Genomic DNA, 18156 nt, shown 5'->3' with positions numbered 1-18156 from the left:
ATGAGTCAAACCCTTTCTGTTGCGACATTGCTGGCTGTGCCCCTTGCGCCTTTGGTTGGTGCCTTGGCTGCCGGTATTCTGGGTACCAAGTTCGGCGGTAACGCGCTGGGTCGGCGCATGTGCCACTCCGTGACCATTTTCGGTGTCCTCCTGTCCTTTGTGCTTTCGGCGTTGGTGCTCAAGAGTGTGGCCCTGGACGGTGCGCGATTCAATGAAACCCTCTACACGTGGATGGTGGTAGGCGGCTTGAAAATGGAAGTCGGCTTCCTGATCGATGGTCTGAGTGCCATGATGATGTGCGTGGTGACGTTCGTGTCGCTGGCGGTTCACATCTACACCATTGGCTACATGGCAGACGATGAGGGCTATAACCGGTTCTTCTCCTACATTTCGCTGTTCACCTTCTCCATGTTGATGCTGGTCATGAGCAACAACATGTTGCAACTGTTCTTTGGTTGGGAGGCGGTTGGTCTGGTTTCCTACCTGCTCATTGGATTCTGGTTCAACAAGCCGTCGGCGATATTTGCCAATATGAAGGCATTTCTGGTGAATCGTGTCGGCGATTTTGGTTTCATCCTGGGCATCGGGTTGATCGCGGCCTATGCGGGAACCCTGAACTACGGTGAGGCTTTTGCCAAGTCAGGTGAATTGTCCAAGTTGCTTCTGCCGGGCACGGACTGGATGCTGGTGACGGTGATTTGTATTTGCCTGTTTGTCGGCGCCATGGGCAAGTCAGCACAATTTCCGCTGCACGTGTGGTTGCCTGATTCGATGGAAGGCCCGACGCCCATTTCTGCCTTGATCCACGCGGCGACCATGGTGACGGCTGGCATTTTTATGGTGGCCCGGATGTCGCCATTGTTCGAATTGAGTGATACCGCCTTGAACCTGGTTTTGGTAATTGGTGGCATCACCGCCCTTTTCATGGGTTTCTTGGGCATCATTCAAAACGACATCAAGCGTGTGGTGGCCTACTCGACCCTGTCGCAGCTGGGCTACATGACCGTTGCATTGGGTGCTTCGGCCTATTCGGTGGCGGTGTTCCACCTGATGACACATGCCTTCTTCAAGGCGCTGCTGTTTCTGGCGGCCGGTTCGGTCATCATCGGTGTGCACCACAACCAGGACATTCGTTGGATGGGGGGGCTGCGCAAATACATGCCGGTGACGTGGATCACCTCGCTGCTGGGTTCACTGGCCCTGATCGGTACGCCGTTCTTTTCCGGGTTTTATTCCAAGGACGAAATTATCATGGCGGTACACGCCAGCCAGCTTCCTGCAGCCGGATTTGCACATTTTGCGGTGATGGCCGGTGTTTTTATTACGGCGTTCTATTCGTTCCGCATGTATTTCTTGGTGTTCCATGGCAAGGAGCGTTTTGATCAGAACCCGGACGCCCACCATGGACATGGGCACGATCACCATCATGCACCGGGAAAACCCCACGAATCCCCCTGGGTGGTCACTTTGCCCTTGGTATTGCTGGCCATCCCGTCGGTGGTCATTGGCTTCCTGACCGTTGGCCCGATGCTGTTTGGTGACTTCTTCAAGGATGCAATTTTCGTCAATGCCGAAGTTCATCGAGCCATGTTGGTCTTGCGTGAGGAGTTTCATGGACCAGTGCAATTGGCACTTCATGGTTTCTCGGCCGCACCGTTTTGGCTGGCTCTGGCGGGGGTCGTCATGGCGTATTACATGTACATGGTGAATCCTGCGCTTCCGACAGCGATCAAGAAACGCATCATGCCGATCTTCACGCTGCTGGACAACAAGTACTACATGGACTGGTTCAATGAGAACGTCCTTGCTGCGGGTGCGCGTGGACTGGGCATCGTTCTGTGGAAAGCGGGAGATCAGACCCTCATTGATGGGGCGTGTGTCAACGGTTCATGGCGAATAGTTGGCTGGTTCTCCGGGTTGGTGCGCAAAGTTCAAACAGGTTACCTGTATGACTACGCACTGACGATGGCACTGGGCGTCTTTGTACTGATGACGTACTTCGTCTGGCTCAAATAGGAGAAATATAAAAATGGGTTTGCTGAGCCTGGCTATTTGGACACCGATCCTCTTCGGTGTGGTACTTTTGTCGTTTGGTCGTGATGATCAGGCACACATGGTTCGTTGGATTGCCCTGATCGGTGCTCTGGTCAGCCTGCTGGTGACCATTCCGCTGTATCTGCAGTTTGACGCCACAACGGCGGCGATGCAGTTCACTGAGATGGCGCCCTGGATTGAGCGGTTCCACATCAACTACCAACTCGGAATTGATGGCATATCGATCTGGTTTGTGCTGTTGACGGCTTTCATCAACCTGATTGTGGTGATTGCGGGCTGGGAGGTGATCACCAGTCGAGTCAATCAGTACATGGGGGCGTTCCTGATCCTTAGCGGCTTGATGATTGGCGTGTTTTGTGCGTTGGATGGGTTGCTGTTTTTTGTGTTTTTTGAAGCAACGTTGATCCCCATGTACCTGATCATTGGTGTCTGGGGTGGGCCAAACAAGATCTATGCGGCTTTCAAATTCTTTCTTTACACCTTGCTCGGCTCCTTGTTGATGCTGATCGCGCTGATTTATCTTTACAACGCGTCGGCTGGCAGTTTTGACCTGCTGGCCTGGCACAAGCTCAAGCTGGACCGGAACGAGCAGACCTTGCTGTTTTTTGCGTTTTTGGCCGCCTTCGCCGTCAAGGTTCCAATGTGGCCCGTCCATACCTGGTTGCCTGATGTACACGTTGAGGCACCCACTGGCGGCTCGGCCGTGTTGGCTGCCATCATGCTCAAACTGGGTGCTTATGGTTTCCTGCGTTTCTCATTGCCCATCACCCCTGATGCCTCACATGAGTGGGCGGGTTTGATGATCGGTTTGTCCCTGGCCGCTGTCATTTATGTCGGCCTGGTGACCATGGTGCAGAAGGACATGAAGAAACTGGTCGCCTATTCATCCATTGCCCACATGGGCTTTGTGACGCTGGGTTTCTTCATCTTCAGCGATCTGGGGGTTGCCGGTGGGATTGTGCAAATGATTTCGCACGGGTTTGTCTCAGCGGCCATGTTTCTTGGCATTGGTGTGTTGTACGACCGGGTGCATTCCCGTGAGATTGCCAGTTACGGTGGGGTGGTCAATACCATGCCAAAGTTCACCGCCTTTGCCCTGTTGTTCTTCATGGCGAACTGTGGTTTGCCCGGAACCGCCGGATTTGTCGGTGAGTGGATGGTGATCCTGGGTGCCGTCAAGTTCAATTTCTGGGTTGGCATGGCGGCTGCCAGTGCCCTGATTTTTGGTGCAGCTTACTCCTTGTGGATGTTCAAGCGGGTCTACCTGGGTCCGGTGGGCAACGACCACGTCAAGCACCTTTCTGACATCAACGCCCGCGAGTTCTTCTTTTTGAGTCTTCTTGCGATCGCGGTTTTGTATATGGGCCTGTATCCCAAACCCATGACGGACGTGATGGATGTTTCCGTGGCCGAATTGCTCAAGCATGTGGCTCAGTCAAAGCTGTGATGGCCGTTGCGCCTGTGGCTTCACCCCAATAAGAGATTGACATGATTGACAAACTCAGTTTGATCGCTGTTTATCCGGAGATGCTTCTTTTCATCATGGCTTGTGTGATTGCCATGTTTGATCTGGGTGTCAAAGGCAAAGGGCGGACCCCTACCTACGTTCTGACGCTGTTTTCACTGGCGGCGGTAGCCGGTCTGCTGGTAAGTTATGCCCTGACGGGGCAAACCATCTATGGTTTTGACAACATGGTGGTCAGTGATGCCATGGGCAACTGGCTCAAGGCGTTTGCCACCGTGGCAGTGATGGTCACTCTGGTCTACGGACGCGCCTACGCGGCTGATCGCGATATGTTGCGCGGTGGCGAACTGTTCAGCATGAGTCTTTTTTCTCTGCTTGGCATGTTTGTGATGATTTCAGGCAATAACTTCCTGGTCATCTACATGGGCATCGAGTTGCTGACGCTGTCAAGTTATGCATTGGTCGCGTTGCGTCGTGACCACCCGGTCTCCATCGAGGCTGCGATGAAGTATTTTGTTTTGGGTGCATTGGCGTCAGGCTTTTTGCTTTACGGCATGTCGATGCTATATGGGGCCACCGGTTCTCTGAATTTGCACGAAGTGATTGCTGCCATCAACACCGGCAAGGCTGATCATCGTATTCTGGTCTTTGGATTGGTCTTTGTCGTGGCAGGTCTGGCGTTCAAGCTTGGCGTTGTGCCATTTCACATGTGGATTCCGGATGTTTATCAAGGTGCCCCGACCGTGGTCACCCTGCTGGTCGGGGGGGCACCCAAGCTGGCCGCCTTTGCAGTTTTCATCCGGATTCTGGTTGAAGGGCTGTTGCCCTTGGCCGTCGACTGGCAGCAAATGTTGATGGTACTGGCGATGGCCTCGCTGGTCATTGGTAACTTCGCCGCCATTGCGCAAACCAACATCAAGCGCATGTTGGCGTTCTCGACCATTTCCCACATGGGTTTTGTGCTGATTGGTCTCATGTCCGGTGTGATCAATGGGCACACGCAAGCAGCTGGTGGTGCCTATGGATCTGCCATGTTTTACGTGGTGTCCTACGTGCTGACCACGCTGGCAAGTTTTGGTGTGATCCTTCTGTTGTCGCGTCAGGGTTTTGAGAGTGAGGAAATTGCAGACTTTGCGGGATTGAACCAGCGTAGTCCGTTTTATGCCGGGATCATGGCCATGTGTCTGTTTTCACTGGCCGGCATTCCACCCATGGTCGGGTTTTATGCCAAATTGGCTGTGTTGCAGGCGCTGCTGTCCTCCGGTGGAGCCATGTCAGTAACTCTGGCGGTATTTGCTGTCATGATGTCGCTGGTGGGCGCGTTCTATTACCTGCGAGTGGTCAAGGTGATGTATTTTGACGCACCGGTGTCGACCCAACCGGCCGTGACCGCTGCGTTGGATGTGCGGGCGGTTTTGACCCTCAACGGAGGGTTGCTGTTGCTGTTGGGGTTGGTGCCAGGCGGCTTGATGACGCTGTGTGCCGGCGCCGTGGCAAAAATGTTGACCAGCTGAGTTTCAGGGTCGTGACGACTGGCGTGGCCTGATCTGCTGAAAGTCTGACCCGATGCGGCATCTGTTCGAAAAGAAGCTGGACGGCGTTCAGCTATTCCAGGGCGATTTTCTTCAGGCCTACAAGGACTCGGTCGAATTGAGTGACGGGGTTGTGGCTTCCCGCGAGTATGTGGTCCACCCTGGCGCGGTCATGGTGGTACCGTTGCTTGAAGAGCAGGGCGATATGTGTCTGGTAATGGAGCGACAGTTTCGTTATCCGGTCGGTCGGGTCATCATTGAGTTTCCGGCCGGGAAGATCGATCCGGGGGAAGCCTCACTGCTGTGCGCCAAGCGCGAGTTGCGTGAAGAAACGGGCTATATGGCCAGTCAGTGGGCTTACGCTGGATGTCTGCATCCGGTGGTGGCCTATTCAACCGAGCGCATCGACATCTGGTTTGCCCGCGGCTTGTCGGCCGGCGAGCGTTCCCTGGATCAGGGTGAACGGCTGGATGTTTTCACCGCGAGCTTGTCTGAGTTGCTGGGTTGGTGTCGCGATGGCAGCGTGACGGACGCCAAAACGCTTACCGCGGCATTGTGGTTGCAGAACTTGCAGACGGGTGCCTGGCCGCTGGATTGGTCGGACTGAACTGCGCCCGGTCCGAGCATCAACCCATGATCGTCTTTGACCTGCAATGTGCCGCCCAGCATGTGTTTGAGGGCTGGTTTGAATCGGACGATGCCTTTCAGTCCCAGTGCGCAACACAAATGCTGGTCTGCCCCTTGTGTGGCGACGGGTACATCAGCAAACGGTTGAGTGCGCCTCGACTCAACTTCGGCGCCCGGCAGGACAGCGACCCAGGCCCGATCCCCCCCACACCCGAGTCAACGCCACAGGATCTGATTGCACAGAAACAGTGGCTTGAAATGGCTCGGAAAATTGTTGCCAATACGGACGATGTCGGCCAACAGTTCGTCAGCGAGGCGCGTCGGATGCACTACGGCGAAGCGCCTGAGCGTGCCATTCGGGGTATCGCGAGCCCGGTTGAGGCGGTCGCACTGCTGGAAGAGGGCATTGCCGTGTTGCCCTTTGCCTTGCCTGAATCCTTGAAAAACCCGCTGCAATAGCAGAGGCCCTCTGGTCACGCCGCACCGCGTCGATGTGGTTATGTGTCTTTTGCATAGTTAAATGCGCGGTGTTTCAGCGGCGCACGCGATGGTCGCGGGCTGCCTAGAATTCTGCGCACGTTCGGAACACAGGAGACAACAATGAGTCATGTCGCACTTGCCAACCTTCGCAGTTACACCCTGGACAATGCTGGAGCCATGGCTGCAGAGTTGACGGAGTTTGTTTTAGCCTACTTTGAAAACGCCGACCCCGACGAACTGCAGGCGCGCAGCACCGAACAGTTGTTCGGCATTGCCCAGGCGCATCTGCGCTTGCTCGATAGCGTACCCAACCGCCATGGCGCACGCATCCGCGTCTTCAATCCTGATCTGGCGGAAGATGGATTTACCAGCGAACACACCGTGATCCAGATCGCCCATGACGACATGCCTTTTCTGGTTGATTCGGTTGCCATGGCGGTCAATCGCAGTGCCCGGACGGCCCACTGGATCGTTCACCCCCTGCTGGTGCTGACGCGCGATGCGGGCGGACGGTTGACCAGGACTCAACTCGCGGCCACCGACGGCCAGCATTGCGAACCTGTCAAGTCACTGATTTTTGTTGAGTGTGACCGCATCGTGCAAGCTGCTGAGCGCCAGGCGCTGGCGCTCGAATTGGCAGGTGTGCTGGGCGATGTCCACGCCGCAGTCACTGATTGGAGCCAGATGCTTGCCCGGCTGCAGCGACTGTGCGCCAGTTCCTGCCAACCTGGGTTATTGACGGCGTCCCAACAGGAAGGGGTTGATTTCCTGCGCTGGCTGGAGGACCGCCATTTCACCTTCCTGGGTGCCCGCGAATACGATTTGCAGCGTACTGGTGACGACATCGAGTTGGTGGCTTTGCCTGAGACGGGGCTGGGCATCCTGCGTGGTGAGCCTCGCAGCGCAGTCAATGTGTTACCCCCTGATGCGCAGATCTACCTCAAGTCAGATCAGCTGGTGCTGCTCACCAAGGCCATGTCGCGCTCGACCGTGCACCGACCGGCATGGCTTGACTGCATCGCCGTCAAACGGTTTGACGATGCGGGCAAGCTGGTGGGTGAGTCGCGGTTTCTGGGGCTCTACACCTCCAAAGCCTATGCCGCACCGGTGTCCGAGATTCCGCAAATTCGCCAGCGTTGTGCCCTGGTGATGCACAGCGCCGGTGTGGTGCCCGACAGTCACGCCGCCAAGTCCTTGCAGGCCATTCTCGACGCTTATCCGCGAGATGAATTGTTTCAGGTCGATCCCGACACGCTGATCACCCACGCGATCGGCATCCTGCGCCTGCAGGAGCGTCAGCGCACGCGGCTGTTTGCCCGGCGTGACCCATTTGGCCGATTCACGTCGGTGCAAGTATTTGTTCCACGCGACCGCTACCACACCGAGCTGCGCACGCGCATTGGAGAAGAGCTGATTCGCACATTGGGCGGACAGTCCATTGAGTTCACCCCCATGCTCACCGACAACCCAATGGCGCGGGTGCATTACCTGGTGCGAGCCGGCACCGATGCGCCGGCAGCCCCTGACCTGCTGGCTCTGGAGGCGCGCATCGCCCGGCTGGCTCAGCGTTGGGAAGACGAGTGCCGAAGCACGCTGTTGTATGTGCATGGCGAGAGTCAGGGCCTGGCGTTGGCATCGCGGTTTGCCAACGGTTTTCCTGGTGCCTATCAGGAGAACTTTTCCGGCGCGGTGGCAGCCGACGACGTGGTGATGCTGGCCGACTTGTCGCCTGAGCGACCGACTGCTGTCAAACTCTACCGGCCTCTGGACGCTGGTGCCGGCGAAATGCGCCTGAAGATCTATCGCATTGGCAAGGTTGCGCTGTCAGACTCTTTGCCTGTACTGGAGCGCATGGGTGCCCGCGTGGTGGACGAGCACCCCTACAAGGTCGTCGACAACACTGCCGGTGAATACTGGCTGCACGACCTTGGCCTGCAGTTTGCCGCCGATACGGATGTCACCCGCATCCGCTCGCGGTTTGAGTCGCTTTTCATGCAGGTCTGGCAGGGTGATGTCGACAGCGATGACCTCAACAAACTGGTGCTGCAGACCGCACTGGACGCACGCGCCATTGCTGTACTGCGCGCTTACACCCGCTATTTCAAGCAGCTGGGTTTTGCCTTCAGCCAAAGTTACATCGAGGGTGCACTGTTCAGGAACTCGGATATCGCCCAGCTGTTGTACGACCTGTTTGCGGCGCGTTTTGACCCCGCCCAGGCGGGCGATCGAGGCGTCGCACAGCAGAACCTGATCGCGCAAATCCATGCCCAACTGGCGCAAGTGGCCAGTCTGGACGAAGACCGCATCCTGCGGCAGTTTCTGGGTGCCATTGGTGCCACCTTGCGCACCAACGCCTGGCAGCGCAGTCCGGCTGGGCTACCCAAGGGCTACCTCAGCTTCAAGTTCGATCCGCACCAGCTGCCCGGGGTACCTGATCCCAAGCCGATGTTCGAGATCTGGGTTTATTCGCCCCGTACCGAGGGCTTGCATTTGCGCAACGGCAAGGTGGCGCGGGGTGGTATCCGCTGGTCAGACCGGCGCGAAGACTTCCGCACCGAGATACTGGGCCTGGTGAAGGCGCAACACGTCAAGAACATCGTGATTGTTCCGGTCGGCTCCAAAGGTGGTTTTGTCCTGAAAAATCCGCCCAACCCGGCCGACCGCGACGCCACCATGGCCGAAGGCATCGCCTGTTACAAAATGTTCCTGTCCGGCCTGCTCGACCTCACCGACAACCTGGTCCATGGCACGGTGGTGCCACCGGTCGACGTGGTGCGCCATGATCCGGACGACCCTTACCTGGTGGTCGCTGCCGACAAAGGCACTGCCAGCTTCTCCGATATTGCCAACAGCATCTCGGCGGCCTACGGCTTCTGGCTGGGCGATGCGTTTGCCTCGGGTGGCTCGGTCGGTTACGACCACAAGAAAATGGGCATCACCGCGCGCGGTGCCTGGGAAGCCACCAAGCGCCACTTCAGAGCCCTGGGGCGCGACACCCAGACCAGCCCTTTCACCGTGGTCGGCATTGGCGACATGTCCGGCGATGTGTTTGGCAACGGTATGTTGCTGTCCGAACACATCTGTCTGGTCGCCGCGTTTGATCACCGGCACATCTTCATTGATCCGCAACCTGATGTCGCGCGCAGCTTTGCCGAACGCCAACGCCTGTTCGGCCTTGCCCGCTCGAGTTGGGACGACTTCGACAAGCGACTGATCTCAGCGGGTGGGGGCGTGTACCCACGCAGCGCCAAATCCATCCGGCTGTCCGATGCGGCCTGCACGGTGCTTGGCGTTGCGAGCGCCGAGTTAAGCCCGGTCGAGGTGCTCAATGCACTGCTCAAGGCGCCGGTTGACCTGCTCTACAACGGCGGCATTGGCACCTACGTCAAGTCCTCGTGCGAATCCCATCAGCAGGCCGGTGACAAGGCCGGTGATGCGTTCCGGGTCAACGGCAATGAACTGCGCTGCAAGGTACTGGTAGAAGGGGGCAACCTGGGCTGCACCCAGCTGGGTCGCATCGAATTTGCCCAGGCCGGTGGACGCATCTATACCGACGCCATCGACAACTCGGCCGGTGTCGACTGTTCGGACCACGAAGTCAACATCAAGATTTTGCTCGACCGCGTGGTCGAGGCGGGTGACCTGACCTTCAAACAGCGCAATGACCTGCTCGCCTCGATGACCGGCGAGGTTGCGCAGTTGGTGCTGGCCGACAACTATTACCAGACCCAGGCGCTGGACGTGGCCTGCCAGCGTCCCCTGTATGTGCTCGATGCCCAGCAACGCCTGATGCAATCGCTGGAAGGTGCAGGCAAACTGCACCGCGCCATCGAGTTCCTGCCGAGTGACGAAGAAATTGCACGTCGGCGCACGGCCCGCACCGGGCTGACCGCGCCCGAAGGCGCCGTGGTGCTGGCTTACGCCAAGATCGCCGTGTTTGACGATCTGGTGGCCAGCAACCTGCCCGACGATCCCTATTTCAACCGCACCCTGAGCGCCTACTTTCCGCAGGCCCTGTCGGCCCGCTTTGCCGATGTGATGGCACGTCATCCGCTGCGTCGCGAGATCATCGCCACCTTTGTGGCCAACACGGTGATCAACCGCACCGGGGCTACCTTTATCAACTTTCTGTCGACCGAGGCGGCGGCCAGTACCGCCGATGTGGTACGCGCCTATACCCTGGCTCGGGAAATTTTCGCGCTCGAACCGCTGTGGGACCAGATTGATGCGCTGGATTTGCGGGTACCCAGTGCTTTGCAACTGGAACTCCTGGGTCAGCTGCTCTCGATGGCGCAGCGCGCCTCGCGCTGGATTTTGCGCCTGCGGGCCAAGGGCGGTGACCTGCCAACACTGATCGCGCGCTACCAGCCGAGTGCCGCCGAACTGCGTGCCAACTTGGCATCGTGGTTGCCCGAACCTGCCAAGACGCAGTGGCAGCAAGCCGCACAGCAGCTTGTACAGGCCGGGGTCGCGGCCGATCTGGCGCAAAACCTCACCGCGCTGGAGTTCATCTTCCCGGCGCTCGATCTGGTCGATCTGGCAGATCTCGCCAAGGTGTCATTGGAGCAAGCTGCACGCACTTATTTTGCGCTGGAGACCAAGCTGGGCCTGGCGGACTGGCGCGCCCAGATCAAACGCCTGCCCACCGACAGCCTGTGGCAAACCCAGGCACGTGCCAGCGCGCGTGATGATGTGTACGCCATTGCCGGGCAGATCAGCAAGATGGTGCTGGCCAACCACGGCACCATCGACGCCTGGGCCACCCAGCATGCCTCGCAGATCAGCCATATTGCCCAGTTGCTGCAAACGGTCGCATCACACAACGCCGACCTGGCACCCATCTCGGTGGCGTTGCGCGAGCTGCGTCATCTGGCTTGAACTCGGCGAGCCGCCAGCGCCAGCTCAGGCGCTGGTGTTGACAATGCGTCCGGTTGACACCGTCGAACCGCTCACCAGACTTTGCGCCGTGGTTGAATTGCTGGGCTGCCGGGCCTGGAGTCTGGCGGCGTAAGTCGGATCAGCCTCGCTGGCAAGGCGACGCACCTGATCCTGGCGTTTTTGGTGATTTGCCTCTGCCTGGCTGACCTGATTGCGCAGTTGGTCCACCTCGGCCTGCGCCTGATCAGCCTCACGCTTGGCCGCTTCCAGACGACTGCGCATCAATGACGATTGCAGCGATGGCGTGGCGCTGCTGATTGCTGCTAGGGCAACCATGGTGACACCGACACGGTCAGCCGTGGTCAGGCCGTGGCGTTGAGAATGCGCCCCGTCGTCTGGCCTTGGGTATTCACCACGGGCGTGGGCTGCTGGTAAGCGTTATTTTTTGGCGGAGGCGTGGGCTCCTGCGGCTTACTCTGCACCTCATTCTGCTGACGTGTTTGTGACCGGGTCGGTTGTTGAGTCGACTGAACCGGTGTGCTGGTACTGCCTGAAACGTTCATTTGGGACTCCTTTTGGGTGCAATTCGTAGTTTACGAGTCTGCTGGCCAAAGTTCAATCACCCCCGGTGAATTGACACCGCCGGGCTTGTGACTTTTTTTTCAGATCAGACAACTACGCCTGAAACTGCAGCGCCGCCAGCCCCGCGTAGACGCCACCCAGCGCCACCAGTTGTGCGTGTGTGCCTTGTTCCACCAGCCGACCCTGGTCGATCACCACAATCCGGTCTGCCTTCTGCACGGTGGCCAGCCGGTGCGCAATCACCAACGTGGTGCGGTCATGCATGGCCGATTCAAGCGCTGCCTGCACCATACGTTCACTCTCAGCGTCCAGCGCACTGGTCGCCTCGTCCAGCAGCAGCAGCGGCGGGTTCTTCAGAATGGCGCGGGCAATGGCGATTCGCTGGCGTTGGCCGCCACTCAGGCGCACGCCGCGTTCACCCAGAAACGTGTCGTAGCCCTGCGGCAGCCCCGAGACGAACTCGTGCGCATAGGCCGCCTGCGCCGCCGCAAGAACCTCGGCATCCGTGGCCTCAGGCCGACCGTAGCGGATGTTCTCGCGCGCATTGCTCGAAAAAATCACCGCGTCCTGTGGCACGATGCCGATGCGCTGGCGCAAGTCGGCCAGCGCCAATGATTTGCTCGGTGTGCCATCGATCAGAATGCGCCCGTTCTGGGCATCATAAAAACGCAGCAGGAGCTGGAACACCGTGCTCTTGCCCGCGCCGCTCGGCCCAACCAGCGCCACCGTTTCACCGGGTGCCACTGCCAGCGTGAACCCGTCCAAGGCTGGCTGTCCCTTGCGTGACGGGTAGAAAAAACCAACATTATCGAAAATAATAGCACTTCCCGACCGTCCCATCTGCGCTTGAGCCGGATTTTTTGGTGAAAAAATGGTGGCCTGGTGGTGCAGCAACTCCATCAGCCGCTCGGTGGCACCGGCGGCGCGCAGCAGGTCGCCGTAGACCTCGCCCAACACGGCAAAGGCACCGGCCAGAATCATCACATACACCACCGTCTGGCCCAGGTGGCCAGCGCTGATGCGCCCGGCCATCACCGCCTGCGTGCCCTGGTACAAGCCCCACAGCAAGGCGGCGGACGTGGCAATGATGATAAAAGCCACCAGCGTCGAGCGTGCCCGGCTGCGCCGCGTTGCCACCTCAAACGCGGCATCACTGGCTCTTGTGAAGCGCTCGGTTTCACGCTGCTCTGCGGTGTAGCTTTGCACCACCGCAATCGCGTTCAGCACCTCCGCTGCCATCGCACTGGAGTCGGCGGCCCGGTCCTGGCTGGCGCGTGACAGTTGGCGTACCCGCCGCCCAAACCAGACCGCTGGCGCAACGATCAGCAGCAGCACCAGCAGCACCTGCAACATCACCACCGGGTTGGTCCACACCAGAATGGCCAGTGCCCCTGCACCCATTACCAGATTGCGCAGCCCCATGCTCAACGAGGATCCCACCACCGTCTGTACCAGGGTGGTGTCGGCGGACAGACGCGACAGCACTTCGCCGGTCTGGGTGGTCTCAAAAAACTCGGGGCTCTGCCGCAACACGTGGGCGTAGATGGCGCAGCGCAGGTCAGCGCTGATGCGCTCGCCCAGCCAGCTCACCATGTAAAACCGCAGCGCTGAAAACACGCCCAGCGCCACCGCCACGCCAAACATCGCCGCAAAATGTTGCTGCATGGACACCACCTGTGCCGCCTGGCCGCCCGGCAACACCCCGCCGTCGATCAGGCTGCGCAGTGCCAGCGGAAACGCCAGCATAGCCAAGGCAGCAGCCACCAGAAACAGCAGGGCCAGTGCGATCTGCACACGGTACGGGCGCAGAAACGGCCACAGACCTGAGAGTGATCTGGTCGGGCGTGTTGGGTTGCTCTTGTCAGGCATGTGGCTATTCTTACAGTCGCAACGGGCTGGCGTATCCGGTCATCTCCAGATAGCCACGCCCCAGTGGCTGGTCTTGTTCATCGAGCAGTTCACTCAAACCTTCCCAATAGATCGCGCCGGTTGAGTTGCGGCTGTCGAGTTCCTGATTGTCCAGCAACGCGCGCACCTGCAGGTTCCGCCAGTCGTCGCTGGCAGCGTTGCCAGTCAGCCCTGGCAGGCGCAGCTTGACGTGCCATTGAACCGGGTAGCCAGCACCGGTTTGCGCACTGCGCCACAGGCGTCCCGGCCTGAACAGCAGGTCTTCAGGCGCCAGCACCCGCACTTCATGGCGCCCGGCACCCCGCCACGACCCACCCGCCCAAAGCGTCTCGCCCTCTCGGTTGCGCAGCCGGAATACCGTCAACGCACCGCCATCGTTGAGGTTCATGCCGGCCCAGTCCCAACCCACCGCATCCGGGTGCATGAACGACTCGCTCCATTCATGATCCAGCCAGGCCCTCCCGCTGACCGGCAGCTTCTGGCCGGCCAGGCGGACGTCGCCCTGCACCTGCAACTGCGGCACGCTGTAATAGAAGCTGGCCTGCGTCGCTTCGGGTCCCTTGCGCGACCAGCCCTGTTCTCCCTGCAGCAACAGCGGCTGGCTTTGCTGCAGAGTCAGTGCAAAACCAAAATCTGCCCCCCGCACCTGTGCCAGGTACCGCGCCGCATCGCGCCGCAGCGACCAGTCGCGCAGCCAGACATCGGTGTCGGCGGTGCTGCTGGACGCCAGATCCACACCGGCCCGTCCGGAGCTGCGCGCAATGCGCTGGTCGTGTAACAGGCGCTGACCCTGCAGGTCGGTGAGTGCTGCGTGGGCAAAAATCAGCTGCCGCGCGGCGAAGCCCGACTGCATGGTCTGGGTGCCGGGCACCCGCGCGCGAAAAAACGTCAGCTGAAAGCCAAACGGCCGTGCACCAGCCTGAAGCGCACCCGTTACATACCACCATTCAATGGCTGTCTCCGGGTGGCTGCCCAGGTCGCGCGGAAACTGCAGCGGCCGCTTGATCAACACGGCGGGGCCAGCGCCGGTGTCTGTTTGCTGCCCGGCGGCCCGGGCCAACGCCAGCGGACAGACCACTGCGCCAAGCAGCAACTGGCGGCGCGGGATGCGTGTAAACGGCAAAGTTTGCAATTGCGGACAAAGGTGGGTTAGCCACAGTGTACGGACATCCGCCTTGTCCGGCGGGCTGAGCGGTTAAGGTGCACCCGACACGGCACTGCTGTCAGGCGCAGGGGGTTTGGTTACGCGCGCCGGGCTGTTATGCTGCCCCCATGCACAACACCACCTATATTCCTGGCAAAGACGCCGCTCTCGAGTCCACCATCAGCACGCTGCAGGGCAAGCTGCAGCACCTGGGCTTCCATATTGAAGAACGCAGCTGGCTCAACCCGGTCGACGGCGTCTGGTCGGTCCACATTCGCGATCGCGACTGCCCCTTGCTGTTTTCCAACGGCAAGGGAGCGAGCCGCCTGGCCTGCCTGGCCAGCGCCCTGGGCGAGTTCATCGAGCGCCTCTCCACCAACTACTTCTGGACCCACTTCTACCTCGGGCCGCAGCTTGCCGGCAGTGACTTTGTCCACTTCCCGCAGGAGCGCTGGTTTGACCTGCCCGAAGATGATGTCTGGCCCGCCACCCTGCTCACCCCTGAGCTGCAAGCGCTGTACAACCCGCAAGGCACAGTCGAGGTGGACAGCCTGGTCGACTTCAACTCCGGCGCCCAGGAGCGCGGCATTTGCGCCATTCCGTACTTTCGTGAGCGCGACGGTGCCTGTGTCTACTTTCCGGTCAACATCATTGGCAACCTGTATGTCAGCAACGGCATGTCGGCTGGCAACACCCAGCAAGAAGCGCGTACCCAGGCGCTGTCCGAGATTTTCGAGCGTGCCATCAAATCGCGCATCATCAGCGAAGGCCTCTGTCTGCCCGACGTACCGGATGCGGTGATTGCACGCTACCCGCGCATTGCCAAGGGCGTTGCGGCTTTGCGCGAGGCCGGTTTTGGCATTCTGGTCAAAGACGCCTCGCTGGGCGGGCAGTACCCGGTGATGAACGTGACCCTGCTCAACCCGCAGGACCAGGGCTGTTTTGCCAGTTTTGGTGCGCATCCGCGTTTTGAGGTGGCGCTGGAGCGCGCGCTCACCGAACTGCTGCAGGGCAGGGCGCTCGATGCGTTGTCGGGTTTTCCGGCACCTGGCTTTGATCTGGAAGAAACGGCCAGCTCCACCAACATCGAAATTCATTTTGTTGACTCCAGCGGCGTCATCCACTGGAAATTTCTGGGCGATACACCCGACTTTGCGTTTGTCGACTGGAACTTCAGCAACAGCACCGCAGCCGACTACGCCTGGTGCATTGACCGACTGCACCGCGACGGCCACGACATCTATGTCGCCGACTTCACCCATCTGGGCGTCTACGCCTGCCGCATCCTGGTGCCGGGTCTGTCCGAGATTTACCCGGTGGACGATCTGGAGTTCGAAAACAACAGCGTGGCCAACCCGATCCGCGAAGCCATCCTCAACCTGTCTGACCTGGACGACGAGGAATGCAGCGACCTGCTCGACACGCTCAACGACGCCAACCTGGCCGACCACCGGCCAGTGGCCGGGCTGATCGGCCTGGCCGCCGACGCCGGCTCTTTCTGGGCCGACCTGCGTCTGGGCGAGCTCAAAACGCTGCTGGCGCTGGCCGTGGGCGACGAAGCCGCCACGCTGGAAGGCTGCGAATGGATTCTCAATTTTGACCAGATCGATGCGCAACGCAAACGTGTCTACGCCTGCATCCAGAACCTGATCCACCTGGCCGACATGGGCGACAGCGGGCCCTACCTCGACGCCCTGTCGCTGCTCTACGGGGCCGGTCCGCTGGCCCAGGCGCATGCGCTGATCATGCAGGAAGACCGCTTCATGGGTCTGAGTTCGCCGGGGCTGGCGCTGGAAGGTTGCGAGATGCATCACAAGCTCCTGAAGGCCTTTGACAAGGTGCGCGCCGCGCATGCCGTTTGACGCAGGTGACTGGCTGCTGCCAGACTGGCCGGCGCCCGCGTGCGTCCACGCCGTGTGCAGCACGCGCGTCGGTGGCTTGTCGGCGCCGCCCTATCACAGCCTCAATCTGGGCGACCACGTCGGTGACGTCCCGGCGTGTGTGGCCGCCAATCGGGCGGTTTTTCAGGACCGTGTGGGTGCTCAACCCGTCTTCTTGAACCAGGTCCATGGCACGGATGTGCTCCAGCTTGACGCCCACACGCCCCAAGGCAGCGTGGCTGATGCCGCGGTGACCCGCCGGACCGGCGTCGCCTGCACCATCATGGTGGCTGACTGCCTGCCGGTGTTGCTGACCAGTCGCTGTGGTCGGCGCGTGGCGGCAGCACACGCCGGCTGGCGCGGCTTGGCGGGGCAGGGCGGGGTCGGCATTCTGGAAGCAAGCTTTAAGTGTCTTAGTGCTCCAGCGCAATCAGGATGTGGTATTGAAGCTTCTGAAACAATAGCTTGGCTGGGGCCGTGCATTGGCCCCCAGGTCTTTGAAGTGGGCGACGAGGTGCGTGCTGCCTTTGTTGAACATCAAGCCGATGCGACCCGGATGTTTCGGCCCCGGGGCGGCAAATGGCTGGCCGACCTGGCTGGCCTGGCGCGCCTGCGCCTGCGCCGTCTGGGCCTCTCACAAATCTACGGCAATGACAGCAGTCCGCCGTGGTGCACCTACACCCAATCGTCACGGTTCTTTTCGCACCGGCGCGATCGCGTCAGTGGCCGCATGGCCGTGGCCATCTGGCGCAGCGCTGCTTGAGCCCGTCGCCGCGGCGGCCAAATGGGCGGCATGTTCAGCCGCCTCACGGGCGCGGATGGCGCGTTTGCGTGCTGGCGTACCCATGATGTAGAGCACGATGCCCATCGGCAGCAGCCCATACAACACAAACGTGATGCCGGCCCCCAGCAGCGTCCCCTGGGGGCTGCTGGCTTCTGCCACCGCCATCATCACGGTGACGTACATCCAGGCGATCGGAACAATGTACATGGCGTTTTCTGAAATTTTTCAAACAAGTTGTCAGGATCGCGAATGCGTTAGCGAAGATACTAGCGCCTTTTACGTTTGACACGCACACAGAGGGTAAGCAATGAAAGAAGACGATCAGCAACTTTGGATGCAATCCGCGCAAAAGTTTCAGCAAAGCATGGCCGACAGCTGGAAAAACGCCTTCGAGTCGTTTCAGAACATGGACTTGGGCGCGATGGCCAGCCAGATGATGACTCCCCCCGCCGCACCGCCCAAGATCACCTTTGATCAGGCCAAGTTGCAGCAATTACAGCAAGAATATTTCAAGGAAGCCACCGAGATCTGGACACAGGCTTCGCAGGGCAAACTGGTCATCAAAGACCGTCGTTTCAACGCCCCCGCCTGGGCCGCCAACCCCATGGCCACGTTCACCGCGGCCATGTATCTGCTCAACGCCAAGGCGCTGACCCAACTGGTCGACGCCGTCGAGACCGACGACAAAACGCGCGCCCGCATCCGCTTCACGGTGGAGCAGCTCAACGCCGCTGCAGCCCCCAGCAATTTCCTGTCCATGAACGCCGACGCGCTGCAAACTGCCATTGACACCAAGGGCGAGAGCATTGCCAAGGGCGTGC

The 18156-nt window shown here is 59.8% G+C and carries 13 protein-coding genes and 1 pseudogene; 9 read left to right on the top strand and 5 right to left on the bottom strand.

What is annotated here, in order from left to right:
• The 6 genes from nuoL (at nt 1) to KBF66_RS11635 (ending at nt 11037) form a co-directional block, all read left to right on the top strand.
• Nucleotides 1-2016 carry an NADH-quinone oxidoreductase subunit L gene (gene nuoL / locus KBF66_RS11660; protein WP_296656647.1) on the top strand — a complete coding sequence of 672 codons (2016 nt, stop codon included), beginning with the start codon at nt 1-3 and terminating at the stop codon, nt 2014-2016.
• A 13-nt stretch (nt 2017-2029) separates the two neighbouring features.
• Nucleotides 2030-3502 (top strand): NADH-quinone oxidoreductase subunit M, encoded by a 1473-nt coding sequence (locus KBF66_RS11655; RefSeq protein WP_296656644.1) that lies wholly within the window; start codon nt 2030-2032, stop codon nt 3500-3502.
• Between the two features lie 41 nt (nt 3503-3543).
• A complete protein-coding gene (gene nuoN / locus KBF66_RS11650) occupies nt 3544-5034 on the top strand; it encodes an NADH-quinone oxidoreductase subunit NuoN (protein WP_296656642.1) in 1491 nt (496 codons plus the stop codon).
• Between the two features lie 52 nt (nt 5035-5086).
• The gene (locus KBF66_RS11645) at nt 5087-5659 is read left to right on the top strand and encodes an NUDIX hydrolase (protein ID WP_296656640.1); all 573 of its coding nucleotides are present in this window, start codon (nt 5087-5089) and stop codon (nt 5657-5659) included.
• Nucleotides 5660-5685: 26 nt separating this feature from the next.
• A complete protein-coding gene (locus KBF66_RS11640; RefSeq protein WP_296656637.1) occupies nt 5686-6138 on the top strand; it encodes a DUF1178 family protein in 453 nt (150 codons plus the stop codon).
• 141 nt (nt 6139-6279) lie between these two features.
• Complete coding sequence (locus tag KBF66_RS11635) at nt 6280-11037, top strand: NAD-glutamate dehydrogenase (protein ID WP_296656634.1); 4758 nt, start codon at nt 6280-6282, stop codon at nt 11035-11037.
• A gap of 24 nt (nt 11038-11061) precedes the next feature.
• Here KBF66_RS11635 and KBF66_RS11630 read toward each other — a convergent pair whose 3' ends face one another.
• From KBF66_RS11630 to KBF66_RS11615, 4 genes are all read right to left on the bottom strand, one after another.
• A complete protein-coding gene (locus tag KBF66_RS11630; protein WP_296656632.1) occupies nt 11062-11373 on the bottom strand; it encodes a hypothetical protein in 312 nt (103 codons plus the stop codon).
• Nucleotides 11374-11399: 26 nt separating this feature from the next.
• On the bottom strand, nt 11400-11600 hold the full coding sequence (locus KBF66_RS11625; protein ID WP_296656630.1) for a hypothetical protein: 201 nt from the start codon (nt 11598-11600) through the stop codon (nt 11400-11402).
• A 112-nt stretch (nt 11601-11712) separates the two neighbouring features.
• Complete coding sequence (locus tag KBF66_RS11620) at nt 11713-13488, bottom strand: ABC transporter transmembrane domain-containing protein (RefSeq protein ID WP_296656628.1); 1776 nt, start codon at nt 13486-13488, stop codon at nt 11713-11715.
• 10 nt (nt 13489-13498) lie between these two features.
• Nucleotides 13499-14659: a carotenoid 1,2-hydratase gene (locus KBF66_RS11615; RefSeq protein ID WP_296656626.1), complete on the bottom strand. Its 1161-nt coding sequence runs from the start codon at nt 14657-14659 to the stop codon at nt 13499-13501.
• A gap of 140 nt (nt 14660-14799) precedes the next feature.
• Here KBF66_RS11615 and ycaO point away from each other — a divergent pair, with 140 nt between their 5' ends.
• Together ycaO and pgeF are read left to right on the top strand one after the other, a co-directional pair.
• On the top strand, nt 14800-16533 hold the full coding sequence (gene ycaO, locus KBF66_RS11610) for a 30S ribosomal protein S12 methylthiotransferase accessory factor YcaO (protein ID WP_296656624.1): 1734 nt from the start codon (nt 14800-14802) through the stop codon (nt 16531-16533).
• Complete coding sequence (gene pgeF / locus KBF66_RS11605; protein WP_296656621.1) at nt 16523-17314, top strand: peptidoglycan editing factor PgeF; 792 nt, start codon at nt 16523-16525, stop codon at nt 17312-17314. Before ycaO ends, pgeF begins: the two co-directional genes overlap by 11 nt.
• On the opposite strand, the gene KBF66_RS11600 is transcribed toward pgeF, so the two are convergent.
• Nucleotides 17240-17542: a hypothetical protein gene (locus tag KBF66_RS11600; protein WP_296656619.1), complete on the bottom strand. Its 303-nt coding sequence runs from the start codon at nt 17540-17542 to the stop codon at nt 17240-17242. The genes pgeF and KBF66_RS11600 overlap by 75 nt on opposite strands.
• 100 nt (nt 17543-17642) lie before the next feature.
• Here KBF66_RS11600 and KBF66_RS11595 point away from each other — a divergent pair.
• Nucleotides 17643-18156 (top strand): annotated as a pseudogene (locus KBF66_RS11595) (class I poly(R)-hydroxyalkanoic acid synthase); the annotation flags it as partial.

This window comes from Rhodoferax sp. (assembly GCF_018063565.1).
Classification (GTDB): domain Bacteria; phylum Pseudomonadota; class Gammaproteobacteria; order Burkholderiales; family Burkholderiaceae_C; genus Rhodoferax.
This window is presented reverse-complemented; position numbering and strand designations above follow the sequence as displayed.

Bases quoted from the DNA above. Each gene is read 5' to 3' on its own strand.
- ycaO (WP_296656624.1), top strand. From the start codon at position 14,800: ATGCACAACACCACCTATATTCCTGGCAAAGACGCCGCTCTCGAGTCC.
- KBF66_RS11635 (WP_296656634.1), top strand. From the start codon at position 6,280: ATGAGTCATGTCGCACTTGCCAACCTTCGCAGTTACACCCTGGACAAT.
- KBF66_RS11630 (WP_296656632.1), bottom strand. From the start codon at position 11,373: ATGGTTGCCCTAGCAGCAATCAGCAGCGCCACGCCATCGCTGCAATCG.
- KBF66_RS11600 (WP_296656619.1), bottom strand. From the start codon at position 17,542: ATGTACATTGTTCCGATCGCCTGGATGTACGTCACCGTGATGATGGCG.
- KBF66_RS11640 (WP_296656637.1), top strand. From the start codon at position 5,686: ATGATCGTCTTTGACCTGCAATGTGCCGCCCAGCATGTGTTTGAGGGC.
- KBF66_RS11655 (WP_296656644.1), top strand. From the start codon at position 2,030: ATGGGTTTGCTGAGCCTGGCTATTTGGACACCGATCCTCTTCGGTGTG.
- KBF66_RS11620 (WP_296656628.1), bottom strand. From the start codon at position 13,488: ATGCCTGACAAGAGCAACCCAACACGCCCGACCAGATCACTCTCAGGT.
- nuoL (WP_296656647.1), top strand. From the start codon at position 1: ATGAGTCAAACCCTTTCTGTTGCGACATTGCTGGCTGTGCCCCTTGCG.
- KBF66_RS11645 (WP_296656640.1), top strand. From the start codon at position 5,087: ATGCGGCATCTGTTCGAAAAGAAGCTGGACGGCGTTCAGCTATTCCAG.
- pgeF (WP_296656621.1), top strand. From the start codon at position 16,523: ATGCCGTTTGACGCAGGTGACTGGCTGCTGCCAGACTGGCCGGCGCCC.
- nuoN (WP_296656642.1), top strand. From the start codon at position 3,544: ATGATTGACAAACTCAGTTTGATCGCTGTTTATCCGGAGATGCTTCTT.
- KBF66_RS11625 (WP_296656630.1), bottom strand. From the start codon at position 11,600: ATGAACGTTTCAGGCAGTACCAGCACACCGGTTCAGTCGACTCAACAA.